Genomic DNA, 25081 nt, shown 5'->3' with positions numbered 1-25081 from the left:
GGGGGAAAGACCAATGAATATGAAAAGCTTTACGAAAAAGGGCCTGGCCTCTGCGGCGATGATCGCCGTGCCGTCCCTGGCCATGGCGCAGGACGCCGCCGCACCGGGGTTCGACGAAATCGGCCCCTATATCATGACGACACTGCTGTTCTGCATGGCAGGGTTTCTGGTGTTCTTCATGGCCTGCGGCTTTGCCATGCTGGAAGGCGGGCTGGTGCGCTCCAAGAACGTCACCATGCAGATGACCAAGAACATCGCGCTCTATTCGGTTGCGGCGATCATGTACTGGCTGATCGGTTTCAACACCATGTATCCGGGCGATTTCAATGGCTTCTTCGCCATTGGCGGCCCGACCGTGCTTGACGCCGTTGGCGTCGCTGCGGCAGATGCGGCGCTCGACTACGCATCAGTGGGCTCGGACTTCTTCTTCCAGCTGGTGTTTGTCGCCGCGACCGCCTCGATCGTGTCGGGTGCGCTGGCCGAGCGGATCAAGCTGTGGCCGTTCCTGGCCTTCGTGGTCGTGCTGACCGGTATCATGTATCCGATCTCGGGCTCCTGGCAGTGGGGCGGCGGCTGGCTCAGCGAGGCAGGCTTCTCGGACTTCGCAGGCTCGACCGTCGTCCACTCGGTGGGTGGCTGGGCCGCGCTGGCCGGTGCCATCGTGCTGGGGCCGCGCATCGGCAAATACGGCAAGGACGGCAAGGTCATCCCGATCCCGGGCTCGAATCTCGCACTTGCCACGCTGGGCACGTTCATCCTGTGGCTGGGCTGGTTCGGCTTCAATGGCGGTTCGCAGCTTGCGATGGGCACCGTCGGTGATGTCTCTGACGTGAGCCGTATCTTCGCCAACACCAACATGGCCGCCGCGGCCGGTGCCGTGACCGCACTGATCCTGACGCAGGTCTTGTACAAGAAGCCTGACCTCACCATGGTACTCAACGGTGCGCTGGCCGGCCTCGTGTCGATCACCGCCGAGCCGCTGGCGCCGACGCTCTTCGGTGCGCTGTGGATCGGGGCCGTGGGTGGCGTGATCGTGGTCTTCACCGTGCCTCTGCTCGACAAGCTCAAGATCGACGACGTTGTCGGCGCGATCCCGGTCCACCTCTTCGCGGGCATCTGGGGCACCATCGCCGTGATCTTCTACAATGGTGACGCCAGCCTCACGACGCAGCTTCTGGGGATCGCCGCCTACGGTGCCTTTACCTTCGTCGGCAGTCTTGTCCTGTGGTTCATCCTGAAGGCTGTCGTCGGCATCCGGGTCGGTGAAGAGGAAGAAATCAACGGGCTCGACATGTCCGAATTGGGTATGGAGGCCTACCCCGAATTCTCCAAGAGCTGACGTTCCTCCTTCCCGTCAGCTTGAAGAGATCACCCCCGGGCGTTCGCGCCCGGGGTTTTTTCATGGGTTGACCGCCTGCGGCGCGCCGGTGGCCATGTTGGTGCCGATGTAGGGCTGGCCCGCCGCTTTCCACGCGCCGAAACCGCCCTCCATATGCGCGATCCGACCGATCCCGGCGGCGATGGCGGCACGCGCCATCTTCTCGGAGCGCACGCCGGAACCGCAATGGATCACGAGGCGCTTGTCGCTCTGGCCCGGCAGCTTTTCTGCGTTGAAGAACGGCATCGGCAAGAGCAGCGCGCCCTCGATATGCTCGAACATGTATTCCTGCGGCGTGCGCACGTCGATCAGCACGATCTCGTTGGCGTCCCATGCGCGGGCCACCTCCTCTATCGTCCATGTCTCCAACGTGGTGCCGTCGATCTCTTCGGTTTTCATCGTGGTCTCCTTGGCTCAGAATCGATTGGCTGGGATCTTGAAATAGCGCTGCCCGTCGCTTTCGGGATCGGGCAGGCGGCCGCCGCGCAGGTTGACCTGCAAGGCGTAGAGGATGCGGTCCGGCAGGCCGAGCGTTGCGTCGCGGTCGTCGCGCACCTTCATGAACGCGTCGCGGCTGGCACCGCCGCCGACATGCGGATTGTCGCGCTTGTGTGCGGCCACCGTCGCCTCCCATGCCGGATCCTGCCGGTCACCCACCGGCGGATAATCATGGCCGACGAAGAGCCGCGTCTCATCAGGCAGCGCCAGAATCGCCTGCAGGCTGTCATAGAGCATGCTGGACGAAGCACCGGGGAAATCGGCGCGCGAGGTGCCGACATCGACATGCATGAACGAGTCATGCACAAAGGCCGCATCGCTGCCCACCACATAGGTGATCGAGCCGAGCGTATGCCCGGGCGAGAGCATCACGCGCACCTTCAGTTCACCGATACTGAACTGCGCACCGTCGTCAAAGAGCCGGTCGAAATCGCGATCCGGGTCAAAGGCGCCGGGCATGTTGTAGAGGTCTTCCCAAATGCGCGCGATGTCGCGCACCTTGGCCCCGATGGCGTTCGGCGCGCCGAGTTTGTCGCGGAGCCAGGCCGAGGCCATCAGGTGATCGGCGTGGGGGTGAGTGTCGAGAATCCATTCGACCTCCAGCCCTTCGCGGGTGACGAAATCGAGAATTTCATCCGCGCTTTCGTGATAGGACCTTGCCTCGGCGGGGTCGAAATCCTGCACCACGTCGATCAGCGCCGCCTTGTTCGTGGCCGGGTCTGCGACGACATATTGGATGCTACCCGACGCCTGATCGTAAAAGCCGGTGACGTTTGGGGAGCCGGGGCCACGGGATGGGCTGGTCTGACTGAACATGATCAACTCCTTTGACAATTTGCATTCACATAATGGAATGTTAGAGTCTTCCAACCCGAGGCACCGGATTTCTTTTGCCCAAGCCCCGGAATGCGGCATTGGGAATATGGCAGAATCGCTATGATCCGTGCTAGGTATTGGGGGATGAACAAACCTAGCCCCAATATAAGCCAGCCCTCCCCAGTGATCCGCCAGTTGGATGAGGGGGCCGTCAACCGCATCGCGGCGGGCGAGGTGGTGGAGCGTCCGGCCTCTGCGGTCAAGGAACTGGTGGAAAACGCGCTCGATGCCGGGGCGGGGCGGATCGAGGTGGCTGTGGCGGATGGCGGCAAGACGCTGATCCGGGTGAGTGACGATGGCTGTGGCATGGCGCCCGATCAATTGCCACTGGCGCTGGCGCGGCATGCAACCTCCAAGATCGACGGCAGCGACCTGCTGAACATCCACTCCTTCGGCTTTCGCGGCGAGGCGCTACCGTCGCTCGGCGCGGTCGGGCGGCTGAGCATCACGTCGCGGGCAGAGGGGCAAGAGGCCGGTAGGATCACCGTCGCGGGTGGGCAGATGGGCGGCGTCAAACCCGCCGCGCTCAATGCAGGGACCGTGGTGGAGTTGCGCGATCTTTTCTACGCCACGCCCGCCCGGCTGAAATTCATGCGCTCCGACCGCGCCGAGAGCCAAGCGATTGCCGACACCGTCAAGCGTCTTGCGATGGCAGAGCCGCATGTGGGCTTTACCCTGCGCGATGTCTCGGGTGGGGGCGAGGGGCGGATCACGTTTCGCGCCGATGCCGAGACGGGGGACCTGTTCGACGCACTGCACGGGCGGCTGGCGCGTATCCTGGGGGCGGAGTTCGCCGACAACGCCCTGCGTATCGACGCCACCCGCGAGGGCCTGCGGATGACCGGCTATGCCGCCCTGCCGACCTATTCGCGCGGAACGAGCGTGGCGCAATATCTCTTCGTCAATGGCCGCCCGGTGCGCGACAAGATGCTCTACGGTGCGCTGCGTGCGGCCTATCAGGACGTGCTCAGCCGCGACCGGCACCCGGCGGCAGCGCTATTTATCGACTGTGACCCGGTGCTGGTGGATGTGAACGTGCATCCGGCGAAATCCGAGGTGCGGTTTCGCGATCCGGGGCTGGCGCGCGGACTGATCGTCTCGGGGCTGCGCCATGCGCTGGCCGAGGCGGGGCATCGCGCCTCATCGACCGTGGCAGGGGCCACATTGGGCGCGTTCCGGCCGGAGCCACAAGGCGCGCGCGTCTACCAGATGGACCGCCCGTCGCCGCAGGCGCGTAGCCTCGCCTATCAGGCGCAATCCCCCGGTTTCGCCGAGATGGCGACGGAGTGGAGCGCCCGGGTCGAACCGGAGCGCCACACGCCGGCGCCGGAGGAGGTGTCCGCCACCACCCTGCCCCTTGGCGCCGCACGCGCGCAAATCCACGAGAATTACATCGTGGCCCAGACCGAGACCGGCATGGTGATCGTCGATCAGCACGCAGCTCATGAACGCCTTGTCTATGAACGGCTGAAACGTCAGATGGCCGAGAGCGGCATCGCGGCGCAGGCGCTGCTTATCCCCGAGATCGTGGACCTGTCCGAGGCCGATTGCGCGCTGCTGACCGAGCATGCCGAGGATCTCGCCACCCTCGGCCTTGTGGTCGAGCCGTTTGGCGCGGGCTCTGTCGCCGTGCGCGAAACCCCGGCCATCTTGGGCGAAGTCAACGCGCAGGCGCTCTTGCGCGACATTCTGGATGAATTGCATGATCAAGGGGCGAGCGACACGCTCAAATTCCGCATTGACGCGATTCTCAGCCGCGTCGCCTGTCACGGCTCGGTCCGTTCCGGCCGCCGGATGAGCGCGGAGGAGATGAACGCCCTCCTGCGCGAGATGGAGCGCACGCCGCATTCCGGCCAGTGCAATCACGGGCGGCCCACCTATGTGGAATTGCCACTGTCTGACATCGAACGCCTGTTCGGTCGCACATGATCCAGATCGGCCCCTATTCCCTGTCGCTTGACGATCCCCTCACGCTGATCGCGCTGATTGGTGCGGGCGTGGTACTGCTGATCGTGATCCTGCTGATCACCGCCGTGCGCGCCGCAACCCGGTCGGCGCGCATGACGGAACCGCTGGCGCAGCAGATGACGCAACTCGGCCAGCGGGTGCAGGGGCTGTCGGACGGGCAGCATCAGCTTGCGGGCGGGCTCAACCATGTCTCCGAGGCGCAGGCGGCGAGCCAGTCGCATATGCTGCAGTTGATGGAAAAACGCCTTGCCGAGGTGGGCAATCAGATGACCGAGAACCTGCAAGGCTCGGCCCGCCGCACGGCGCAGAGCCTTGGCGATCTGCAACAGCGCCTGCAGGCCATCGACAAGGCGCAGGACAATATCACCAAGCTGTCGGGCGATGTGCTGTCGTTGCAGGACATTCTCAGCAACAAGCAGACACGTGGGGCGTTTGGCGAGATTCAGCTCACCGATATCGTGACCAAGGCGCTGCCCTCGGACAGCTACACCTTGCAGGCGACGCTCTCGAACGGGAAACGCGCCGATTGCCTCATTCACCTGCCCAACCCGCCAGGGCCGATCTGCATCGACAGCAAATTCCCGCTTGAGGCCTATGAGGCGCTGCGCCGGGCCAAGACGGATTGGGACCTGAACGAGGCCGCGAAATTCCTGCGTACCTCGGTCAAGAAGCACATCCGGGACATTTCCGAGAAATACATTCTCGACGGTGAGACCGCCGACGGCGCGCTGATGTTCCTGCCGTCAGAGGCGGTCTATGCCGAATTGCACGCGAATTTTCCCGAACTGGTGCGCGAGGGGTTCGCGGCCAAGGTCTGGATCGTCTCGCCCACCACCTGCATGGCCACGCTCAACACCATGCGCGCGATCCTCAAGGATGCGCGGATGCGCGAACAGGCAGGCGCGATCCGGCGCGAGTTGGGACTGCTCTTTGCCGATGTGGACCGGCTCGGCAGTCGGGTCGAAAACCTCGACCGGCATTTCCATCAGGCGGCCAAGGACATCTCGGACATCAAGATTTCCGCTGACAAGGCCGGGCGGCGCGCGCGGCGGCTCGATAATTTCGACTTCGAGGAACTGGCACCCGAGTCCGAGCCCGCCCTGCCCGCCCCGCATGAGGGGCTGGCGCGCAAGGGCTAGCCGCCGTCGCTGACAAGGCTCGCGAGATCACGGGCGGCGGCATGCATCTGCTCGCGAAACTCCAGCGCCCGCGCGATATCGAATCGCTGCGTCGGGGCGTGGAACGCCAGCGTCGCCATCAAGCGGCCGTTGACGTCCGTAATCGGCACGGCGAGTGCGATCATGTCGTGCATGAATTCCTCGCGGTCGAGGGAATAGCCCTGCGCGCGAATGTCACCTATCTCTTCGATCAGCCGATCACGGTCGGTGATGGTGTTGGGGGTGCGCGCCTCCAGATCGGTGGCCGTGAGGTATTTCATCAGATGGGTGCGTGCCAGCGAACTGAGATACATCTTGCCGCTGGCCGTGCAGTAGAACGGCACACGGGTGCCGATGGGCAGCTGGATGCGCAGCGGCCATTCGGTCTCGACCCGCTCCAGATAGATCATCGCGTCGCGATCCGGCAGCGCGATGTTGCAGGTCTCGCCGATCTCGCTGCTGAGCCGCTTGAGAATGGCCTGCCGCGCGGTGCGGATGCGCAGCGACGACAGGATGCCGCCCGACATGGTTCGCAGCCGGGGGCCGGGCGAATAAGTACGCCCATCCATGTCGCGTTGCAGGAAGCCCTCGTCCTCCAGCGTGGCAAAGAGCCGGTGGATGGTCGGCTTGGGCAGACCGAGGGCCACATTTACATCCGTAGGTGTGACCGGCACGCCTGCGCGGGCGATCTCTTCGATCACCAGCAGCAGGCGCAGGTTTGTCGGGATTGTTCCCGTGCTGTCACCGTCCATGAATACCCCATAGTCAACGGTTCGGAAGCAGGGCCGTCGAAAGCTCTGGAACGAGGGCCACGATGAACCAGACCGAAAGCAAAGCCACCAGATACGGGACCGTGTAACGCAACAGGCGGAAATAGGGAACGCCCGTTACACCGGATGCGACGTAGAGATTAAGCCCGTAAGGCGGCGTGATGAACCCGATTGAGGCCCCCACAAGGAAGATCACCGCGAATTGCACCGGCTCGACACCTACCTCATGCGCGATGGGTGCCAGGATGGGCGCGAGGATGATCGTCACCGGCAGGCTTTCGAGTACCATGCCGCAGACGAAGACAATCGCCATCGAGGTAAAGAGCACCGCGTAATAGCCGCCCATGGAGGTCACGAAATTGCCGATCAGTTCCTGTGCGCCCAGAACCGACAGGATCTGCTGCATCACCACCGACACCGCGATGAGCGGTGCCAGAATGCCCGTGATCTGCGCCGAGCGCATGGTAATCGAGGGCAGTTCCAGCGGGCTGAACCCTTCGACCACCAGCATTTCCGAGACGCTCTTTTCGCTGACATCGCGGCCCTTGGCCCCGCCCATGATCTTGTAGAGCGGCAGGCTGATGAAGCCCACGATAACGCAGAAGCCGACGGTCACGCCCGCCGCCTCGGTGGGCGAGAACTTGCCGGTATAGATGCCCCAGAGCACGAGGCCGATGGCGAAAAAGCCGAGCCATGCGCCGATCGCGGTCTTGATCACCCGCATCGGGCTGAGCGCGATGAGAATGCCCCACTTGTTGCTGAAGCAGATCAGGAAGGCGGCGAACATCATCGCCGCAACCATCAGCGCGCCCGGAATGATGCCCGCGACGAACAGCTCTGAAATCGGCAGGTTGAGCAGAAAGCCGTAGACGATGAAGATGATCGAGGGCGGGATGATGATCCCGACCGTGCCGCCCGCCGCCGCCGTGGCCGCCGAGAACCGCTCGTCATAGCCGCCCTTGACCATTTCGGGATGCAGCATCGAGCCAATGGTCGCCGTGGTGGCCGAGTTGGAGCCGGAGATCGCGGCAAAGAGCCCGCAGGCCCCGAGGCTCGCCATTGCCAGCCCGCCGCGTATCCAGCCGAGGCAGGCATAGGCGAAATCCGACAGTCGGCGCGCGATACCGGAGCGGTTGATCAGGTCGCCGGTCAGGATAAAGAGCGGCATGGCCAGCAGCGCAAAGCCATCGGTGAACACATCCGCCAGCGCCCCGCCGATATTCTGGAGCGGCATGCCGAGGACGAAGGAGACGCCGATCACCCAATAGCCGATCACCAGAAAGACCGGCACGCCAAGCATGAAGAGAAGCGTCACCGCGATGGAAATGAGCGTGACGAGCGTTGATGGATCGGTCATGTCAGTCGCCTCCGATCACGGCCTGGGTGATCAGGGTGTTGCCCCGCCTGAAATTGGCGATGTCTGTGGCAACGTTCTCGAGCACACGCGCCACCAGCGTGGTAAAGGCCAGCGGCACCGACAAGAGGAACCACCACTGCATCACGTTGTCGGTGCCCAGCATGATCTGGAAATTGGCGGCGGAATTGGCCACCACCTTGGTCGATGTGACGACCACGACCCAGGAAAACCCGATCCACAGCACCGCATCCAGCATCAGGCAGCTCATCTGCCCGGCGCGCGGCATCGCGGTGCGGAACTCGGCGAAGGCCAGATGTGTGCGCAGCTTGACGTTAAAGGAACACCCGAACCACGTCATGATGAGAAAGAGGAACGGCGGCAATGTGGTGGACCACGGCACCTGCTGTGACAGCACGAAGCGGCGGAACACCTCGACAAAGATGATGCCGCCGATGGCGAGGTAAGAGATGACCATCAGCGATTGCTCGAAATTACGCTCGGCCCAGGGCACGACACGGTATAGGATCAGAAATCCGACCGCCACCACCAGCATGGCGATCAGGCCCAGCGGCCAGACCGCGGGTGCGCGCATCGCTTCACTCAACATCCATGAATCGCCCGAGGCGAGGGCACTGAAGATCTCTTCGGTGCCCTGAAACCAGCCGGTCATGCCCACTCCTCCCTTTGGGTTGCCGTATGTCTTGGCCGCACGTCTCGGCGGCTTGGAAACGGGCCGCGCGCCAGACGCGCGGCCCGATCAGAGCCTAGCGTGTCAGGCCGACCGCCACCAGCGGCGCGGCTCGACATTCTCGGGCAGCGTATCGACTGGGATCTCACGGGCGACGTCGTAGATCTCCTGATAGGTGTCGATGCCCCCGGCCCAGTTGTTGAGCCGCTCGCGCCACTGTGCCCAGGGCTCCGGGTTGAACTCGGGCGAGCACATTTCCTCGGCCATCTTGATCTGATCGTCTGCAAGGAAGGCAGGCCGCACATTATTCTCGGCAAAGATCGTGCCGGGAAGCTGCGGATCCGAGAAGCCGACGGTCTTGACCAGCGCCGCCTCGTTCGCCGCCTGCACATGGACCTGCGCCAGATAGGCTGATTCCATGATCGCGTCCTGCAGATGCGCCTCCATTTCGTCGAACACCCGCGCCGACATTGAGGTGTGCTCGGTCCCGCAGAAGAACTTGAGATCGACCGACTGGCTGACCACCGGCGACATGTTGGCATAGGCCACGGCGGAGGCCCAGGTTTCCGCGCCGTCGATCAGGCCCTGCTTGAGCCCGTCCAATGTCTCTTCCCAGGCCACCGGCACCGGGTTGAGGTTGAGAAGCTGCATCGCGATACGGCCCAACTGCGTGCCGGTGACGCGGTTCTTGGTGCCGAACAGCTCTTCGAGCTTGGTCACGGTGGGTTTCTCGGCAAAGTTGTTGCCCAGCTGGATGCCGCGCAATTCGCAGTGCGAGAACAGGAACTTGAGCCCATGCCGCTTTTCCAGAGGATCGCGCAGAATGCGCTGCGAGGCCGGGGAATAGAGGAAATGATACTGCGCTGCCCGGCTGGGGAACATGTAGGCATAATCGAGCACGTTGAGATAGGGCGCACCGCCCGCCGAGTTCTGGGTCGAGGCCGCGTACATGTCGATCACGCCGGTTTGGGTCTTCTCGACACAGTTGAGCTGGCCGCAAATCTGGTTGTCGCCGATGAATTCCACCCGGATCTCGCCCTCGGTCCGCTCCTCCAGATCGCGGGCGAATTCCAGAACGCCGGCGCGTTCGATCAGCAGGTTACGCGCGTTGAAGCCGGCAGCGCCCAGTTTCAGCGTGTGCTTGGGCTCTTTCGCAAAGCGTTTCTCATAGGTGCTTTCGGCGGCGCGCGCGAGGGATGGCAGGCTGACCGCCCCCGTCAGCGCACCCGCGCCCAAGACCACGGATGACAGGCCGAACTGACCTGACAGACGGAATAAATCCCTCCGGGAAATCCCGGCTAGGGCTTTCGATGCTTTCATGGTTTCCTCCCTGGTTTTGCAATTTTGATACTTGCAGTCTCAATATTGCTCGACTTATGGTCAATCTGGCAAGGAAAAACTTGTCCACCCCGCGCACAGAACGAAAGGCCACAGGGAAATGTCGGAGATATCAGCGGATTACGTGATCGTCGGCGCGGGCTCTGCCGGGTGCGTTCTGGCGAATCGCCTCTCCGCCGATCCCAAGACCAAGGTCGTGCTGCTGGAGGCGGGCGGGCGCGACTGGAACCCGTGGATTCATATTCCGGTGGGTTATTTCAAGACGATGCACAACCCGAACGTCGACTGGTGCTACCGCACCGAGCCCGATCCGGGGCTCAATGGTCGCGCGCTCGACTGGCCGCGCGGCAAGGTTCTGGGCGGGTCATCCTCGCTCAACGGGCTGCTCTACGTGAGGGGCCAACCGCAGGATTACGACCGCTGGGCGCAGATGGGCAACCCGGGCTGGGGTTGGGACGACGTGCTGCCGCTCTTCAAGCGCTCCGAGCGGCAGGAACGGGGCGCGGATGAGTATCACGGCGATCAGGGGGCTCTGTCGGTGTCGAACATGCGCCTGCAACGGCCCATCTGCGATGCTTGGGTGGCCGCCGCACAAGACGCGGGCTATCCATTCAATCCCGATTACAACGGGGCCACTCAGGAAGGCGTGGGCTATTTCCAGTTGACCACGCGCAACGGGCGGCGGTGTTCCTCTGCGGTGGCCTTTCTCAACCCGGTGCGAGGACGCGACAACCTGACGATCCTGACGCGCGCGCAGGCCAGCCACATCACCTTTGACGGGACGCGCGCCACAGGCGTCGCCTATCGCGACCGCGCCGGGGTGCCGCACGTTGTAAAGGCAGGGCGCGAGGTGATCCTGTCCTCGGGGGCCATCGGCTCGCCGCACCTGATGATGCTGTCGGGGCTGGGCGAGGCCGCGCATCTGGCCGAGCACGGCATCGAGCCGCTATGCGACCTGCCCGGCGTGGGCCGCAACATGCAGGACCATCTGCAGGCGCGGCTGGTGTTCAAATGCAATGAGCCGACGCTGAACGACGAAGTGCGCAGCCTGTTCGATCAGGCGCGGATCGCGCTGAAATACGCGATGTTCCGCGCGGGGCCTATGGCGATGGCGGCAAGCCTTGCGACCGGGTTCATGCGCACCGGGGATCATGTCGAGACCCCCGATATCCAGTTCCACGTACAGCCCTGGTCCGCCGACAGCCCCGGCGAGGGGCCACATCACTTCTCGGCCTTCACCATGTCGGTCTGCCAGTTGCGGCCAGAGAGCCGGGGGCAAATCCGCCTCGCCTCAGCCGATCCACGCACCTACCCTAAAATTCACCCCAATTACCTGTCGACCGAGACCGATTGCCGGACCATCGTCGAAGGCATCAAGATTGCCCGCCGCATCGCCCGGCACGCACCGCTGACCACCAAGATATCCGAGGAATTCCGCCCCGACGCCTCGCTCGATCTCGACGATTACGAGGGCACGCTCGACTGGGCGCGGAATTATTCCACCACGATCTACCACCCCACCGGCACCTGCAAGATGGGGCAAGGTGAGGGTGCGGTGGTGGATGCGCGGCTACGCGTCCACGGCATCACCGGGCTGCGCGTCGCCGATTGCTCGATCATGCCCGAGATCGTCTCGGGCAACACCAACGCACCTGCGATCATGATCGGGGAAAAAGCCTCGGAGATGATCCTCGAGGATCACGCCGCTCAGCCGTCCTTGTAGTAATAGCTGTAGCCGTTGAGCGCGGGCGCGCCGCCGAGATGGGCATAGAGCACCTTTGATCCCTTGGGGAAGAACCCCTTCTTGGCAAGGTCGATCATGCCCTGCATGGATTTGCCCTCATAGACCGGGTCGGTCATCATCGCCTCGGTTCGGGCGGCAAGGCGGATGGCATCGTTGGTTTCCTCGGAGGGCACGCCATAGGCGGGATAGGCGTAATCGGGATTGATGTGAATCTCATCCTCACGCACCTTGCGGCCCAGCCCGACCAGATCAGCGGTGTTATCCACGATCGAGCGGACCTGATCACGCGTCTGATCCACCGTGCCGGAGGCGTCGATCCCGATCACGCGGTCGGCGCGGTCCTGCGCGGCAAAGCCGACGATCATTCCAGCCTGCGTCGAGCCGGTGACGACGCAGACGACAATATAGTCGAAGGTGAAGCCAAGCTCGGCCTCCTGTTCGGCCACCTCTTCGGCAAAGCCGACATAGCCGAGCGCGCCGTATTTGTGCACCGAGGCGCCTGCGGGGATCGGGTAAGGCTTGCCGCCCGCATCCTCGACGGACTTGATCGCGTCTTCCCAGCTCTTTCGGATGCCGATATCGAACCCGTCATCGACCAGCCGCGAATCTGCGCCCATCAACCGGGTCAGCATTATGTTGCCCACCCGGTCATAGACGGCATCGTAATGCGGCACCCATTTTTCCTGGATGACCACGCATTTCATGCCGATCTTGGCCGCCGTCGCCGCGACCATGCGGGTGTGGTTGGACTGCACCCCGCCGATCGAAACCAGCGTGTCGGCACCGCTCGCAATGGCATCGGGCACAATGTATTCCAGCTTGCGCAGCTTGTTGCCGCCAAACGCCAGCCCCGAATTACAATCGTCACGCTTTGCGTAGAACTCCACGCCTGCGCCAACAGCCTCGGTCAGGCGCGGCAAACGCTCGATGGCTGTCTTTCCGAAAGTGAGCGGGTAGCGGTCGAACGTGTCGAGAAGCGACATGGGGCAGTCTCCTGTTTTGCTTTACGGGAAAGGCTAGCAAAAAGTCTGCGAAAGGTGTTCTCGAAATTACTCCGGAAACTTACGCGATAAATTAATCTATTGCATTTTTGATGTTCATTTGGGATTTCGGAGACTGAAAAATGAAAGATTCTCTCATGCCGGAACTAGATCGAATCGACAAGAACATCCTGCGCCATCTGCAATCGGATGGGCGGCTGACCAATGCCGAGATTGCCAAGGCGGTGAATGTCAGCCCGGCGACCTGCCACAGGCGCACGCAGGCCCTGTTCGAGGCAGGGCACATCACGCGGGTCATGGGGCATGTGAACCCGGCCTCGGTGGCGCGGGGCACATTGGTGATGGTCGGTGTCGTGCTCGATCGCTCGACCCCGGAAAGTTTCGCGGCGTTCGAGGCGGCGGTGTCGGATATGAAGGAACTGCTCGATTGCCACCTGGTCGCCGGGGATTTCGACTACCTGCTGAAAATCCGGGTCAGCGACATGAATGACTTCAACACGATGCACAACAAGATGCTGATCGCGCTGCCTGGTGTCCGGCAGATTCGCACCTTCTTTGTCCTGAAGGAGATCAAGGAAAACGCACCGCTGGCGTTCTAGGCGGGCCGATTGATCATGTCCTGGCAGTGGCCAGCAAAAATAAAAGATACCGTGTCGGGGTTGGCTCAGATACGCATGCAGCTTCCTCTTGTGTCACACCTGTGTGTCACACCACTCTAATCTTCAGTTAACATATTGATCTGTAGGGTTTTGGTGGAGCCTAGGGGGATCGAACCCCTGACCTCTTGCATGCCATGCAAGCGCTCTCCCAGCTGAGCTAAGGCCCCGAAACCAAGCCCGCGTCGGGCCGTGCGCCGCTATCTAGGCAAAGCGGCAGGCGGGATCAAGAGGAAAATCCCGCCCGGTGATCTTTACATCTCGTTGTCGTCAGAGGCGACGTCGGCGATATCATCGAGCGAGACATCATCGTCTTCGTCATCCTCCAGCAGGTCGTCGTCGATATCCACATCGACATCTTCCTCATCATCGATCAGGTCGCTGCTTTGCTCGGAGGTGCCGGTCTTCAGCTTCTTGGTTTCCGCGTCCTCGGCATCGGGCCGCATGGAGCGGGTCTTGCCGGTGGCCAGTTCCACCACCTCGCCGGTATAGGGGCTGACGATCGGGGTCTTGTTCAGGTCGTAAAAGCGCTTGCCGGTGGTCGGGCACAGACGCTTGACGCCCCATTCTTCCTTGGCCATGGGTGATCCTCTTTCACTGACATCTCTTGCAGGTGATCCGCGTCCCCTGCCATAACACCTTTGCGCTGTCAAAGGCTTTGCGGCGGCATGCGACACCCGGTTCGGAGGCCATATGGGCCAACATCTCCTTTCAGGCAACCCCCCTGTTGCCGTCAGCCTGCGGCACAGCCCCCGCGCGCGGCGAATTTCGCTGCGGGTCTCGGGGCTTGACGGGCGCGTGACCCTCACCGTGCCACGCGGGGTGAGCGAGGCCGAGGCGCTGACATTCGCGGCCTCCAAGGGCGATTGGCTGCGCGCACAACTGGCCGGGCGGCCGGACTGCCTGCGCGTGGCAGCAGGGATCGAGTTACCGATTGAAGGACGACTTTTGCGAATCGGGTCTGGGGCGGGCCGGGGCGTGCGCCTGCGCGCCGATTCAATTGAGGTGCCAGGCCCCGAGGCGCAGTTGCCTGCGCGGCTCGAAGGCTGGCTCAAGGCGCGCGCGCGCGACCGGCTGGCGGCGGCGTCGGACGCCTATGCGGCACGGCTGGGTCAGGGCTATACCCGCATCACCCTGCGCGACACCCGCTCGCGGTGGGGGTCGTGCTCTTCGCGTGGGGCGCTGAGCTATTCCTGGCGGCTGATCATGGCCCCGCCCGAGGTGCTGGATTATGTCGCCGCGCATGAGGTGGCGCATCTTGCAGAAATGAACCATTCCCCCGCCTTCTGGGCGGTGGTGGCGCGGCTTTCTCCCGGCTACGAGACGCCGCGCCGCTGGCTGCGCCGCGAGGGGGCTGCCCTGCACCGCTTTCGTTTCAGCGATTGACCCCGGCGCGATTTGTGATCACATGGTCGCATGCTGATTTCGCCCCGCCCCGATCCGGCCCCGGCGGCCCATGACCGCGTTTATCGCGGCTTGCGCAGTCGCATCATGCATGGCGAGATCGCGCCGGGGAAGGCGCTGACCCTGCGCGGCATCGCCAGCGAATTCGAGGTCTCGATGACGCCCGCGCGCGAGGCGCTGCGCCGTCTCTCCGCCGAGGGCGCGCTCACCATGTCGAACTCGGGGCGCGTCTCGACCCCGGAACTCAGCAATGAACGGATTGAGGAACTGGCCGCCCTGCGCTCATTGCTGGAGGTTGAACTGGCAAGCCGCGCCCTGCCGCGCGCGCATATCGCGCTGATTGACCGGCTTCAGACGATCAACGCGCGGATCACTGAGGATATCGCCCGGCAGGATGCCGTCGCCTATATCCGCCGCAACCTCGAATTTCACCGCACGCTCTATCTGCGCGCGCAGGCCCCGGCGATGCTGGCCATGGCCGAAACCGTCTGGCTGCAGCTTGGCCCGACCATGCGCGCGCTCTACGGGCGGTTGCGGCGCAAGGATCCGCCGCATTATCACCGCCTGATCATCGCGGCGCTCAAGGCGGGGGACGAGCCGAGCCTGCGCCTCGCGGTGCGCTCGGACGTGACACAGGGCCTGCGCATGCTGGTGGGCTGAGCGATGGAGCTGGCACTGCTTCTGACCACGCTTGGCGCGCTGTTTCTGGTGGGGCTCGCCGCCGACACGGTCGGGCGGCGCACCAGCCTGCCCCGGGTCACGCTGCTTCTGGCCTGCGGGATCGCGGTGGGCGGCTCTGGCCTTGACCTCATCCCGCCGGAAATGCGCTCGCTCTACGATTTCCTGTCGGTCATGGCGCTCACCATGGTCGCCTTTCTTCTGGGCAGTTCCCTGACCCTAGACCGGCTGGCACAGCATGGCCGTGCGATCCTGCTGATCTCGGTCTGCATCGTTCTGATCACTATGGCGGCCGTCAGCCTCGGTCTGTGGCTCGCCGGTCTGCCTGCCCCTGTGGCGCTGCTTCTTGGGGCCATCGCCACGGCAACCGCCCCCGCCGCGACACAGGACGCGATACGGCAGGCGGGGGCCGAGGGTCCGTTTGTGGATCTTATCCTCGGGGTCGTCGCCATTGACGACGCCTGGGGGCTGCTGGCCTTTTCACTGGCCGCCGTCGGCGCGCATATGCTCTCGGGGGGCGCGGGCGCGGGGCTGCTCACCGGCGCACTGTGGGAGATCGGCGGCGCGGTGGCGCTTGGCGGTCTCATCGGCTGGCCCGCCGCCTATCTCACCGGGCGGCTCAGCCAGGGCGAGCCATTGGAGACCGAAGCCATCGGCCTGGTCTGTCTCACCGCCGGGCTCGCGATCTGGCTCGATGTCTCATTCCTTATCGCAGGCATGGTGGCGGGCATGCTGATCGCCAATCTCGCCCGCCATCACGAGCGTGCCTTTCACGAGATCGAGCACCTGCAATGGCCGTTCATGGTGCTGTTCTTCCTGCTGGCGGGCGCGCGGCTTGATCTGTCGCTGCTGGCGGGGATCGGCCTTATTGGCGGGCTCTTCATCCTGTTGCGCAGCGTCGCGCGCATCGCGGGCGGATGGATCGGCGGGCGGCTTGCGGGGCTCCCGGCGCTGGAACGCAATTGGTGCGGGGCGGCACTCCTGCCGCAGGCGGGGGTTGCCGTGGGCATGGCGCTGATCGCGGCGCGCGAGTTTCCGCAGCATGGCGAAATGATCCTCACCCTCACCATCGGCTCCACGGTGGTGTTCGAACTGATCGGCCCGGTGATGACCCTGATCGCCATTCGCCGGGTGCAGAGGGCGCGGCGCTGAACGCGCTCAGGCGGCGAGGCCCTTCTTGCCGAGATCGAGAAACTTTTGGCGGCGGTCCGTGATCAACGCCTTGCGGTCCTTTTTGGCCAATTCGCTCAGCATAGCCGTGATCGTCTTGCCCACCGCCTTGATCGTCGCCGCAGGGTCGCGGTGCGCGCCGCCCAAAGGCTCGTCGATGATCCGGTCGGCGACGCCCAGCTTGATCAGGTCCTGCGCAGTCAGGCGCAGCGCCTCGGCGGCCTCGCGCATCTTCTCGGCATCCTTCCACAGGATCGAGGCGCAGCCCTCGGGCGAAATCACCGAATAGACCGAATGTTCCAGCATCGCGACGCGGTTGGCGCTGGCAAAGGCGACCGCGCCCCCCGATCCGCCCTCGCCGATGATCACCGACACCAGCGGCACGCCGATGCCGAGGCAGGTTTCCGTGGCACGTGCAATGGCCTCGGATTGCCCGCGCTCCTCGGCGCCCTTGCCGGGATAGGCACCGGGCGTGTCCACCAGCGTGATCACCGGCAGGCCGAAGCGGTCGGCCATCTCCATCAGGCGCACCGCTTTGCGATAACCCTCCGGGCGCGCCATGCCAAAATTGCGGGTCAGGCGGCTCTTGGTGTCATTGCCCTTTTCGTGGCCGATCACCATCACGGGACGATCATCAAGGCGCGCAAGCCCGCCCATTACCGCCTCGTCCTCGCCGAAGGCGCGGTCGCCAGCGAGCGGCGTGTATTCGGAAAACAGCGCGTCTATGTAATCACGGCAATGCGGTCGCTCGGGATGGCGTGCGACCTGGCATTTGCGCCAGGGGGTGAGTGTCTTGTAGAGATCGCGCAGCAATTCGGCGGCCTTGCGGTCGAGCGCGCCCGCCTCGTCCTCGACATCCATCCCCTCGCTGGTACGCGCCAGCGCGCGCAGTTCTTCGGCCTTGCCTTCGATTTCCGCCAGAGGCTTTTCAAAGTCGAGGTAATTGGTCATCGCGATCAGCTCATCCCGTTGCGTGTCGCGGCGTTATATGGCTGGCTTGGGCCGGTTTTGCAATGAGAACCCGTTGCGCGCCTGATCGACCTGATCCCGAGGAGACGGGCGGCGAGAATGGCCTGAAGTGGACCTTTGGTGTTAACGAGATGAGCCGCGCGGCGCCCGACCGCCGGGTGGGCGCAGCAACCTCGGTGGACCGCACTTTATGCCAGCCAAACACTCCCGCGTATTCAATGGCTTGAAACGTTGCAAAAGCGCCCGCCCGAGGGGGCGGCCGGGCGCTGCGCGGCGGTGCCTGCGGCACCTCGATTCCGCGCATTGGTCCTAGATGTCAACGGCAGCTTCAGGCCACTCGCAACACCCTTAGCCCGCAGGCCAGAGCACAGGCACCAGTGTCGCCACCAACAACACGGCCATGACCCAGTTGAACACCCGGAGCCGGGTGGGGTTCTTCAAGAGACGGCGCACCTGCTGGCCCAGAACGGTCCAACCCGTCGTGCTGATCGCCGAAACGCCCACATATACCCCCGCAACCCACAGCACCGCCATCAGATCGCGCCCAGCGGCGTAGAGCGTGATCGCCGAGAGTGCCATGCTCCAGGCCTTGGGATTGACCCATTGGAACGCCGCCGATTGCAGGAAGGTCAGCGGCTTGCCTTCCGCCGGCCCCTCGGCCGCCCTTGGCGGCGCTGCATTGGCGATTTTCCACGCCAGAAACAACAGATAGGCCACCGACACCGCCTTGAGCAGCGTGTAGCTGAGCGGCCATATGTCAAAGACCCGCATCACCCCCATGCCCACGCAAAACACCATCAGCGGGAAGCCCAGACCGATCCCGAGCATATGCGGGATGGTGCGGACAAAACCGAAATTCGTGCCCGACGCCATCAGCATCAGGTTATTCGGCCCCGGCGTGATGACCGTGACGAAGGCAAAGGTCGCGAGTGCGGTAAAGAGATCGAATGTCATGAAAGCAACTATATGCGATATCTTGCGCATTTGAATTGCGTTTTATTGTGATTTTATGTGATGTTTGCAATCAATGACGATTATGGACCACATAAACGAACGCATATTGCAGGAGCTGACTCGCGACGGTCGGATCAGCAATCTTGAATTGGCAGAGCGCGTAGGTCTATCGCCCTCGGCCTGTCTGCGCCGGGTGCAGGATCTCGAACGGCGCGGGGTGATCGCTGGCTATCGTGCGGTGCTGGATCGCGCGGCGCTCGGGATAGGCTTCACCGCCTATATCACCGTCGGACTCAACAGCCACACCAAGGCCAGCCAGGAGGCGTTCGAGCGCGCCATGGCGCGCGCCCCCGAAGTGGTGGAATGCCACAATACCACGGGTGCGGTGGAATATCTGCTGCGCGTCGAGGTGGCCGACCTGCCCGCCTACAAGAGCTTTCACACCGAAGTGCTCGGTACCCTGCCGCAGGTCAACGCGATCACCTCCTATGTGGTGATGGGCTCGCCCAAGGACGCGCGCGGCTGAACCGTTCCCGAAACGAGCCGAATCCCTGAACAATCGGGGGTGAAAGCCCTCCTTTTTCCGCGTATACGCCACAGTTTCACCCGATACTTGCGTTCAAAAAGGGACACCAGCGCGACATGGCACTGCGCACGATCAAGAAAAAGGCACGAGGCATGACAGAGCACCCCAAATCAGCCGTCAGCATCGGCTCGGGCATTGCGGGCTCGGTGACGCTTGCGGTCTTGCTGATCATCGGCATCACATCGGGCTGGAACGCGCTCACGTTGACGTTTGCGCTGCTGATCGGAACCGCTGTGACCTCGGCGCTGTGGGATGTTCTGGTCGACAAGGTGCACTTGCGCCCGTCCACCGGCATGGACTGGTCCAATCCGCACCCCTATTCCGATATCTGGCCAATCGTCGGGGTCAAGCTCGTGGGGCTCGCGGCCACCTTCGGCCTGATCGCCTTCGGCTACCAGATCCTGCACACCTATCAGAATGATGGTTTCACCTTCTATTTCTGGACGCTTGGCGTGTTCGGCCCGATGTTCCTGGCGCTCTGCCCGGTCTATGTCCTGCTGACCACGCGCTACATGGTAGAGCCACGCGACAAGCTGTGGCAATTCGGCCGCCTGATGACCGGTGGACGTGACGATGTCGACATGGAGGCGATCAAGGACCACCTGATCGGCTGGGGCATCAAGATGTTCTTTCTCGCCTTTCTCTTCTCGATCATCCCTGCCGTTTTTGGCCCTCTGGTCCATTTCGCGACCGAGAATGTCTTTTCCGGGATCGTGCCGTTCTTCGTCACGGTGATCGCGCTGATGTTTCTCTTCGACGTCTGCTTCGGCACATTCGGCTATGTGATGACCTTCCGCCCGCTCGATAGCCATATCCGCTCTGCCAACCCCTATCTATCTGCCTGGGTGTTCGCGCTGATCTGCTACCCGCCGTTCTCGCTGATCAAGGGGGATGGACCGCTGAACTACATGATCGACGGCCAAAGCTGGAAGATCTGGCTGGCCGACATGCCCACCCTACTGATCGTGTGGGGCGTCATCATGGCCGTTCTTACGGCGCTTTACGCCTCGGCGACGGTGATCTTCGGCATTCGTTTTTCGAACCTGACCAATCGCGGAATCGTGACCGTCGGCCCTTACCGTTACTTCAAGCATCCAGCTTATCTGTCCAAGAATATCTACTGGTGGTTCGCGGCCATGCCGTTTCTGACCACAGCAGACGATCCGGTGGTCGCGATCCGCAACTGCGTGCTGCTCGGCCTCGTGAATGTCGTCTATTTCATGCGCGCCAAGACCGAGGAAAAGCACTTGATGGCCGATCCCGACTATCAGGCCTATTCCGCTTGGATCGCCGAGCACGGGCTTATCCCGCGCGCCCTGCGCAGACTATCCGGCAAACGCCAAGCCACGACGACAGCACCGCAACGCGCACGCGGCTGACGGCGATTGGCACCGTCCACAAAATGAAAGGGGGCCGTTGGTTCGGCCCCTCGATCATTCCTGCCATCGTAACCTGTATTGCGTTCCGGGGGCTCTAGTCGGCGGGCAGGTTGATCACCTGCCCCACCGTGAGGCGGGCGCCCGCCCCGAGCGTATCGGGATTGACCGCGACGATATCCGCCTGCCGGTTCAGATTACCGTAGAACCGATAGGCGATCGCGGCGAGGCTGTCGCCGGTGGCGACGGTATAGCTTGGCGGCACGCGCGGGCGCGCCGGTTGCGACAGCGCGCTCAGCAGCACGGCGGTATCGACCCGTCCCTCGGGCGTGACCAGAGCGCTCGGCACCTCGACCCGGCCCTTTTGCGCCGCGTCATTGACCAGCGCGTCGATATAGCTTTCGGACTGGCCCTGCCCCAATGCCTCGATCACCATGCCTTCAAGACCGCTTGCCGATCTTGGTGCGACCTGTTCGGGGCTTGGGGACTGTGCCGACGCGCCGGGATCAAGCGCCGCCTGTACGCTCGGCAACAGCGGATCGGCTGGCTTGTCCACAGCGGCGCCGACCTCGGCCAGATCGGGGCCACTGCGCGTCACATCCCCGACCAGCGGGATCTCCGGCGCGGCCATGCGGCGCGGCTTGCCGGGCTGCATCAGCACCAAGGCGATGGTCACCGCCAGAAAGGCCGCCGCGATCAGGGACACACGCAACATGGAAAACTCCTAAACTCGTCAATGACGTTCGGCGACAGATGCGGGACAAACGCAGGCGCTCGGGCGCATGTCAGCCGTCCTTTAGCGCATGAATGCACCGTTCACCCCCCATATATGCCGGGGCCACAGAGATTAGAGGGCCCTCGGTTTGAATATCACAAGATATAGTCCAGACAGGACGAATCCGTCAATAAGTACTGATTCGAAAAATGCGGATCGCGCCCGAAAACAGCGCGATCTCTCGCTCTCAGGGCAATCAGGCGGCCAAACCACGCCCGCGCAAGAGCGCCTCGACCCCCGGAAGCCGTCCGCGGAACGCGGTATAGAGCTCGGCCGGGTCCGACGAGCCACCCTGCGACAAGATATGCCGCTCCAGCGCCCGCGCCTGCGCGGTGTCGAACGCGCCACCCGCCTCCTCGAAGGCGGCGAAGGCATCGGCATCCATCACCTCGGACCACATGTAGCTGTAATAGCCGCTGGAATAGCCGTCGCCGGAAAACACATGCGCGAAATGTGGACTTGCATGGCGCATGGTGATGGCGTGGGGCAGGCCCAACCGATCCAGCACATCGCGCTGCGCCGCCATAAGATCCTCGGGCGGCGCGCCCTCGTGAAACGCCAGATCGACCAGCGCGGAGGCCACGTATTCCACCGTCTGGAAGCCCATGTCATAGGTCGTCGCCTTGAGCAGTCGATCCAGCATCTCGGGCGGCATCGGCGCGCCGGTCTCGACATGGGTGGCGTAGCGTTCCAGCACCTCCGGCACCTCCAGCCAATGCTCGTACAGCTGGCTCGGCAGTTCCACGAAATCGCGCGCCACGGATGTGCCCGACAGGCTTTCATAGCTCACATCCGACAGCAGGTGATGAAGCGCATGGCCGAACTCATGGAACAGCGTGCGCGCGTCGTCATAGCTCAGCAGCGCCGGATCGCCCTTGGCGAAATTGCACACGTTGATCACCACCGGTCCCTGCACCTTTGGCAGTTTGGCCTGACCGCGCATCGACGAGCACCACGCGCCTGAGCGCTTGGAGCCGCGCGCGAAGTAGTCTCCGATGAAGACTGCCACATGCCGCCCGTCTCGCGTCACCTCCCACGCCCGGCAATCGGGGTGGTAGAGCGCCACGTCAAGCGGCGTGAACTCCAACCCGAACAGCCGGTTGGCACAGCCAAACGCCGCCTCGATCATCGCGTCGAGCGAGAGATAGGGCTTGAGCGCGGCCTCATCGAGATCATGCTCCGCCTGCCGCAGCTTCTCGGAATAATAGCGCCAGTCCCAAGGCTCCAGATCGCCGTTGATCCCGTCGGCGCGCATCATCGCGGTGAGCTTGTCCGCATCGGCCTCGGCTTGCGCCTTGGCCGGCTCCCAGACAGCCATCAGCAGGTCGCGCACGGCCTCCGGCGTCTTGGCCATCTCGGTTTCAAGCTTGTAGGCGGCAAAGCTGTCGTAGCCCAAAAGCGCCGCGCGCTCGGCCCGCAGGCGCAGAATTTCCTCGGCAATGGCGCGGTTGTCGGTCTCGCCGCCCATGACCCCGCGCGAGCCCCATGCCTCAAACGCCTTTCGGCGCAGGTCGCGGCGCGGAGAGAATTGCAGGAACGGCACGAGCAGCGAGCGCGAGAGCGTGATGACGGGGCCATCCGACCCCTTTTCCTGCCCCGCCGCGCGGGCAGAGCGGATCACGAAGTCCGGCAGCCCCTCCAGGTCGGCCTCCGAAAGCTCCATATGCCAACCCGCCTCATCCGCCAGCAGGTTCTGCGTGAACGCCGTGCCCAGTTCCGCCAGCCGCGCCATGATCGCGCGCATGCGTTTGTCTTCCTCGCCAGTCAGCGCCGCGCCCGCCCGGCGGAAGGCGCGATGCGTCAGCATCAACAGGCGCTGCTGCTCTGGCGTCAGGTCGAGCGTCTCGCGCGCCTGCCAGACCACCTCGACCCGCGCGAAAAGCGCTTTGTTGCCATAAAGCTCCGAGGAGTAGGCCGCCAGCTTCGGGCCAAAGTCGCGCTGTAATTCCTGCCGCCTTGGGTTGCTGTCCGCGCCCGCCACGGTGAAGAACACCGACAGCACCTTGTCGAGCGCCTTGCCCGACGCTTCCAGCGCCTCGATCGTGTTGGCGAAGGTCGGGACGTCGGGATTGTCAGCGATCGCCACCACCTCGGCCCGCGCCTTGTCCATCGCGACGTCAAAGGCGAGGGCAAAATCCTCGTCCGAAATCGCGTCGAACGGGGCAAGGGCAAAGGGCGTGTCCCACTCAGCCAGCAACGGGTTGGTCATGTCTCTCTCCTTTGTCGCCGCAGATCGGGCAATCCGACCGGCGGTTGAGCGCGATCTTGCGGCTCTCGCCGTAAAGTGCGTCGTAAATCAGCATCTCGCCGCGCAAGCTTTGACCCGCTCCGGTGATCAGCTTTACCGCCTCGGCGGCCATCATCGCCCCCACGACGCCGGGCAGCGGGCCAAGTACCCCGGCCTCGGCACAGGACGGCGCAAGCCCCGGCGCGGGTCCCTCGGGAAAGATGCATTGGTAGCAGGGCGCGCCGCGCGCCGGGTCGAACACGCTTAACTGCCCCTCCCATTGCGACAGCGCACCGGAAATCAGCGGTTTGTCCTGTGCCACGGCGGCGGCATTGGCCAGATAGCGGGTCTCAAAATTGTCGGTGCCATCGAGGATCAGATCATATTCGGCAAAGAGCTCCTCGGCGATCTCGGGGCACAGCCGCCGCTGATAGGGGCGCACCACAACCTGAGGGTTCTGCGCCTGCATCGCGGCCATGGCCGATTGCACCTTGGGCAGACCGATATCGGCATCTCGGTGGATCACCTGCCGTTGCAGGTTGGAATTGTCGACCTCGTCGTCGTCGATGACGCCAATGGTGCCCACCCCGGCAGCCGCGAGATAGAGCAGCACCGGAGAGCCGAGCCCCCCTGCCCCGATCACCAGCACCCGCGCCTGTTTCATGGCCTTCTGCCCCGGCCCGCCGATTTCGCGCAGAACGATATGGCGGGCATAGCGGCTCAGTTCGGTCTCGGTGAAAAGCGGCTTGGGGCTGTTGTCCGCCTCAGCCTCCCGCGCCCCAGCCCGTGCCCGTGCCCGCAAGCTGCGCAGCGCCGCACGATAGACCAGCACCAGCGCCGCCGCGCCCCCGATCATCAGCCACAGCGCCGCGCTCTCGCCGGTTGCGAGCCGGACGGGGTGGCCCAAAGGCAGCACCAGATGCGCCAGCGTGACGCCAGCCCACAGCCCCGCAATCATCCCCCAGCGCAGGCGCCGGGGGGTGCCCATCGCCGCCCCGATGCCCCAGAGCACCGCCGCCATCACCCCGACCAGCAGCATCAGCGCGCACCCGTGGAGCCAAAGCCCCCCGCGCCACGCGTGGTGGCCTCCAGGCTCTCGACCAGTTCGAATCGCGCCTGCACCACCGGGGCCACGACCATCTGCGCGATGCGCGCGCCATGCTCGATCTCGAAGGGTTCCTCTCCGGCGTTCATCACGATCACACCCAGGGGGCCGCGATAATCGCTGTCGATGGTGCCGGGGCTGTTGGGCAGGGTGATCCCGTATTTCAGCGCCAGCCCAGAGCGCGGCCGCAATTGCACCTCGTATCCCGCAGGCACCATCAGCCGCAGGCCGGTCGGCACCAGCGCTCTCGCGCCCGGCTCCAGCATCACCACGCCGCGATCGGGGAAATTCGCGCGCAGGTCGGCACCCGCCGCCCCGTCCGTCTCATACGCGGGCAGACCCAGGGAGCGATCCGCCCCCTCCTCCCATTGAAACGCGACGGTCAGCATGGACGGCCTCTCTTCAT

The 25081-nt window shown here is 63.8% G+C and carries 24 protein-coding genes and 1 tRNA gene; 10 read left to right on the top strand and 15 right to left on the bottom strand.

Annotated elements, in window-relative coordinates; translation table 11 throughout:
* The first annotated feature begins 13 nt into the window (after nt 1-13).
* Nucleotides 14-1339 (top strand): ammonium transporter AmtB, encoded by a 1326-nt coding sequence (locus RID11_RS15350; protein ID WP_350140737.1) that lies wholly within the window; start codon nt 14-16, stop codon nt 1337-1339.
* A gap of 60 nt (nt 1340-1399) precedes the next feature.
* Here RID11_RS15350 and RID11_RS15345 read toward each other — a convergent pair whose 3' ends face one another.
* Nucleotides 1400-1777, bottom strand: a complete 378-nt coding sequence (locus RID11_RS15345; protein ID WP_350140735.1) for a rhodanese-like domain-containing protein — start codon at nt 1775-1777, stop codon at nt 1400-1402.
* A 15-nt stretch (nt 1778-1792) separates the two neighbouring features.
* Nucleotides 1793-2692 (bottom strand): MBL fold metallo-hydrolase, encoded by a 900-nt coding sequence (locus tag RID11_RS15340; protein WP_350140734.1) that lies wholly within the window; start codon nt 2690-2692, stop codon nt 1793-1795.
* Between the two features lie 144 nt (nt 2693-2836).
* On the opposite strand from RID11_RS15340, the gene mutL reads away from it, so the two are divergent.
* Together mutL and RID11_RS15330 are read left to right on the top strand one after the other, a co-directional pair.
* The gene (gene mutL / locus RID11_RS15335) at nt 2837-4681 is read left to right on the top strand and encodes a DNA mismatch repair endonuclease MutL (protein WP_350140732.1); all 1845 of its coding nucleotides are present in this window, start codon (nt 2837-2839) and stop codon (nt 4679-4681) included.
* The gene (locus RID11_RS15330) at nt 4678-5859 is read left to right on the top strand and encodes a DNA recombination protein RmuC (RefSeq protein ID WP_350140730.1); all 1182 of its coding nucleotides are present in this window, start codon (nt 4678-4680) and stop codon (nt 5857-5859) included. The genes mutL and RID11_RS15330 overlap by 4 nt, the downstream gene beginning before the upstream one ends.
* On the opposite strand, the gene RID11_RS15325 is transcribed toward RID11_RS15330, so the two are convergent.
* The 4 genes from RID11_RS15325 to RID11_RS15310 all read right to left on the bottom strand — a co-directional run bounded on the left by RID11_RS15325 (nt 5856) and on the right by RID11_RS15310 (nt 10012).
* Nucleotides 5856-6629, bottom strand: coding sequence for an IclR family transcriptional regulator (locus tag RID11_RS15325; RefSeq protein ID WP_350140728.1), 774 nt, complete (start codon nt 6627-6629; stop codon nt 5856-5858). The two genes, RID11_RS15330 and RID11_RS15325, sit on opposite strands and share 4 nt — an antisense overlap.
* A gap of 13 nt (nt 6630-6642) precedes the next feature.
* On the bottom strand, nt 6643-8004 hold the full coding sequence (locus RID11_RS15320) for a TRAP transporter large permease (RefSeq protein ID WP_350140726.1): 1362 nt from the start codon (nt 8002-8004) through the stop codon (nt 6643-6645).
* Nucleotide 8005: 1 nt separating this feature from the next.
* Entirely contained in the window at nt 8006-8674 is a 669-nt protein-coding gene (locus tag RID11_RS15315; protein WP_350140724.1) for a TRAP transporter small permease, read from the bottom strand.
* Nucleotides 8675-8776: 102 nt separating this feature from the next.
* A complete protein-coding gene (locus RID11_RS15310; protein ID WP_350140722.1) occupies nt 8777-10012 on the bottom strand; it encodes a TRAP transporter substrate-binding protein in 1236 nt (411 codons plus the stop codon).
* Between the two features lie 118 nt (nt 10013-10130).
* Here RID11_RS15310 and RID11_RS15305 point away from each other — a divergent pair, with 118 nt between their 5' ends.
* Nucleotides 10131-11753 (top strand): GMC family oxidoreductase, encoded by a 1623-nt coding sequence (locus tag RID11_RS15305; protein WP_350140720.1) that lies wholly within the window; start codon nt 10131-10133, stop codon nt 11751-11753.
* Here RID11_RS15305 and RID11_RS15300 read toward each other — a convergent pair.
* Nucleotides 11738-12757, bottom strand: coding sequence for a 1-aminocyclopropane-1-carboxylate deaminase (locus RID11_RS15300; protein WP_350140718.1), 1020 nt, complete (start codon nt 12755-12757; stop codon nt 11738-11740). The two genes, RID11_RS15305 and RID11_RS15300, sit on opposite strands and share 16 nt — an antisense overlap.
* 140 nt (nt 12758-12897) lie before the next feature.
* Here RID11_RS15300 and RID11_RS15295 point away from each other — a divergent pair, with 140 nt between their 5' ends.
* On the top strand, nt 12898-13374 hold the full coding sequence (locus tag RID11_RS15295; RefSeq protein WP_350140716.1) for an Lrp/AsnC family transcriptional regulator: 477 nt from the start codon (nt 12898-12900) through the stop codon (nt 13372-13374).
* A gap of 151 nt (nt 13375-13525) precedes the next feature.
* Here RID11_RS15295 and RID11_RS15290 read toward each other — a convergent pair.
* Both RID11_RS15290 and RID11_RS15285 read right to left on the bottom strand, forming a co-directional pair.
* A tRNA-Ala gene (locus RID11_RS15290) sits at nt 13526-13601 on the bottom strand.
* An 84-nt stretch (nt 13602-13685) separates the two neighbouring features.
* Complete coding sequence (locus RID11_RS15285; RefSeq protein WP_350140714.1) at nt 13686-14012, bottom strand: TIGR02300 family protein; 327 nt, start codon at nt 14010-14012, stop codon at nt 13686-13688.
* 112 nt (nt 14013-14124) lie between these two features.
* Here RID11_RS15285 and RID11_RS15280 point away from each other — a divergent pair, with 112 nt between their 5' ends.
* The 3 genes from RID11_RS15280 to RID11_RS15270 are packed head-to-tail and all read left to right on the top strand — an operon-like array spanning nt 14125 to nt 16665.
* On the top strand, nt 14125-14817 hold the full coding sequence (locus RID11_RS15280) for a M48 family metallopeptidase (RefSeq protein WP_350140712.1): 693 nt from the start codon (nt 14125-14127) through the stop codon (nt 14815-14817).
* A 30-nt stretch (nt 14818-14847) separates the two neighbouring features.
* A complete protein-coding gene (locus RID11_RS15275; RefSeq protein ID WP_350140710.1) occupies nt 14848-15495 on the top strand; it encodes a GntR family transcriptional regulator in 648 nt (215 codons plus the stop codon).
* Nucleotides 15496-15498: 3 nt separating this feature from the next.
* On the top strand, nt 15499-16665 hold the full coding sequence (locus RID11_RS15270) for a cation:proton antiporter (RefSeq protein ID WP_350140708.1): 1167 nt from the start codon (nt 15499-15501) through the stop codon (nt 16663-16665).
* A 6-nt stretch (nt 16666-16671) separates the two neighbouring features.
* On the opposite strand, the gene RID11_RS15265 is transcribed toward RID11_RS15270, so the two are convergent.
* Both RID11_RS15265 and RID11_RS15260 read right to left on the bottom strand, forming a co-directional pair.
* The gene (locus tag RID11_RS15265) at nt 16672-17634 is read right to left on the bottom strand and encodes an acetyl-CoA carboxylase carboxyltransferase subunit alpha (RefSeq protein ID WP_350140706.1); all 963 of its coding nucleotides are present in this window, start codon (nt 17632-17634) and stop codon (nt 16672-16674) included.
* A gap of 366 nt (nt 17635-18000) precedes the next feature.
* Nucleotides 18001-18606: a LysE family translocator gene (locus RID11_RS15260; protein ID WP_350140704.1), complete on the bottom strand. Its 606-nt coding sequence runs from the start codon at nt 18604-18606 to the stop codon at nt 18001-18003.
* An 82-nt stretch (nt 18607-18688) separates the two neighbouring features.
* On the opposite strand from RID11_RS15260, the gene RID11_RS15255 reads away from it, so the two are divergent.
* Together RID11_RS15255 and RID11_RS15250 are read left to right on the top strand one after the other, a co-directional pair.
* Nucleotides 18689-19132, top strand: coding sequence for an Lrp/AsnC family transcriptional regulator (locus tag RID11_RS15255; RefSeq protein WP_350140702.1), 444 nt, complete (start codon nt 18689-18691; stop codon nt 19130-19132).
* Between the two features lie 152 nt (nt 19133-19284).
* The gene (locus RID11_RS15250; protein ID WP_350140700.1) at nt 19285-20571 is read left to right on the top strand and encodes an isoprenylcysteine carboxylmethyltransferase family protein; all 1287 of its coding nucleotides are present in this window, start codon (nt 19285-19287) and stop codon (nt 20569-20571) included.
* 94 nt (nt 20572-20665) lie between these two features.
* Here the strand turns inward: RID11_RS15250 and RID11_RS15245 are convergent, their stop codons facing one another.
* From RID11_RS15245 to dut, 4 genes are all read right to left on the bottom strand, one after another.
* Nucleotides 20666-21283, bottom strand: coding sequence for a LysM peptidoglycan-binding domain-containing protein (locus tag RID11_RS15245; RefSeq protein ID WP_350140698.1), 618 nt, complete (start codon nt 21281-21283; stop codon nt 20666-20668).
* A 256-nt stretch (nt 21284-21539) separates the two neighbouring features.
* On the bottom strand, nt 21540-23552 hold the full coding sequence (locus RID11_RS15240) for a M3 family metallopeptidase (protein ID WP_350140696.1): 2013 nt from the start codon (nt 23550-23552) through the stop codon (nt 21540-21542).
* Entirely contained in the window at nt 23530-24609 is a 1080-nt protein-coding gene (locus RID11_RS15235; protein ID WP_350140694.1) for a HesA/MoeB/ThiF family protein, read from the bottom strand. Before RID11_RS15235 ends, RID11_RS15240 begins: the two co-directional genes overlap by 23 nt.
* The gene (dut, locus tag RID11_RS15230) at nt 24609-25064 is read right to left on the bottom strand and encodes a dUTP diphosphatase (protein ID WP_350140692.1); all 456 of its coding nucleotides are present in this window, start codon (nt 25062-25064) and stop codon (nt 24609-24611) included. The genes RID11_RS15235 and dut overlap by 1 nt, the downstream gene beginning before the upstream one ends.
* Between the last annotated feature and the right edge of the window lie 17 nt (nt 25065-25081).

It is taken from the genome of Roseovarius sp. (genome assembly GCF_040219995.1).
Taxonomy (GTDB): Bacteria; Pseudomonadota; Alphaproteobacteria; order Rhodobacterales; family Rhodobacteraceae; genus Roseovarius.
Note: the sequence above shows the minus strand (reverse complement) of the source record. Positions and strands in the feature narration are given on the sequence as shown.

Coding starts and splice junctions, on each gene's coding strand:
- RID11_RS15350 (WP_350140737.1), top strand. CDS start 14: ATGAATATGAAAAGCTTTACGAAAAAGGGCCTGGCCTCTGCGGCGATG.
- RID11_RS15345 (WP_350140735.1), bottom strand. CDS start 1,777: ATGAAAACCGAAGAGATCGACGGCACCACGTTGGAGACATGGACGATA.
- RID11_RS15340 (WP_350140734.1), bottom strand. CDS start 2,692: ATGTTCAGTCAGACCAGCCCATCCCGTGGCCCCGGCTCCCCAAACGTC.
- mutL (WP_350140732.1), top strand. CDS start 2,837: ATGAACAAACCTAGCCCCAATATAAGCCAGCCCTCCCCAGTGATCCGC.
- RID11_RS15330 (WP_350140730.1), top strand. CDS start 4,678: ATGATCCAGATCGGCCCCTATTCCCTGTCGCTTGACGATCCCCTCACG.
- RID11_RS15325 (WP_350140728.1), bottom strand. CDS start 6,629: ATGGACGGTGACAGCACGGGAACAATCCCGACAAACCTGCGCCTGCTG.
- RID11_RS15320 (WP_350140726.1), bottom strand. CDS start 8,004: ATGACCGATCCATCAACGCTCGTCACGCTCATTTCCATCGCGGTGACG.
- RID11_RS15315 (WP_350140724.1), bottom strand. CDS start 8,674: ATGACCGGCTGGTTTCAGGGCACCGAAGAGATCTTCAGTGCCCTCGCC.
- RID11_RS15310 (WP_350140722.1), bottom strand. CDS start 10,012: ATGAAAGCATCGAAAGCCCTAGCCGGGATTTCCCGGAGGGATTTATTC.
- RID11_RS15305 (WP_350140720.1), top strand. CDS start 10,131: ATGTCGGAGATATCAGCGGATTACGTGATCGTCGGCGCGGGCTCTGCC.
- RID11_RS15300 (WP_350140718.1), bottom strand. CDS start 12,757: ATGTCGCTTCTCGACACGTTCGACCGCTACCCGCTCACTTTCGGAAAG.
- RID11_RS15295 (WP_350140716.1), top strand. CDS start 12,898: ATGAAAGATTCTCTCATGCCGGAACTAGATCGAATCGACAAGAACATC.
- RID11_RS15285 (WP_350140714.1), bottom strand. CDS start 14,012: ATGGCCAAGGAAGAATGGGGCGTCAAGCGTCTGTGCCCGACCACCGGC.
- RID11_RS15280 (WP_350140712.1), top strand. CDS start 14,125: ATGGGCCAACATCTCCTTTCAGGCAACCCCCCTGTTGCCGTCAGCCTG.
- RID11_RS15275 (WP_350140710.1), top strand. CDS start 14,848: ATGCTGATTTCGCCCCGCCCCGATCCGGCCCCGGCGGCCCATGACCGC.
- RID11_RS15270 (WP_350140708.1), top strand. CDS start 15,499: ATGGAGCTGGCACTGCTTCTGACCACGCTTGGCGCGCTGTTTCTGGTG.
- RID11_RS15265 (WP_350140706.1), bottom strand. CDS start 17,634: ATGACCAATTACCTCGACTTTGAAAAGCCTCTGGCGGAAATCGAAGGC.
- RID11_RS15260 (WP_350140704.1), bottom strand. CDS start 18,606: ATGACATTCGATCTCTTTACCGCACTCGCGACCTTTGCCTTCGTCACG.
- RID11_RS15255 (WP_350140702.1), top strand. CDS start 18,689: ATGGACCACATAAACGAACGCATATTGCAGGAGCTGACTCGCGACGGT.
- RID11_RS15250 (WP_350140700.1), top strand. CDS start 19,285: ATGACAGAGCACCCCAAATCAGCCGTCAGCATCGGCTCGGGCATTGCG.
- RID11_RS15245 (WP_350140698.1), bottom strand. CDS start 21,283: ATGTTGCGTGTGTCCCTGATCGCGGCGGCCTTTCTGGCGGTGACCATC.
- RID11_RS15240 (WP_350140696.1), bottom strand. CDS start 23,552: ATGACCAACCCGTTGCTGGCTGAGTGGGACACGCCCTTTGCCCTTGCC.
- RID11_RS15235 (WP_350140694.1), bottom strand. CDS start 24,609: ATGCTGCTGGTCGGGGTGATGGCGGCGGTGCTCTGGGGCATCGGGGCG.
- dut (WP_350140692.1), bottom strand. CDS start 25,064: ATGCTGACCGTCGCGTTTCAATGGGAGGAGGGGGCGGATCGCTCCCTG.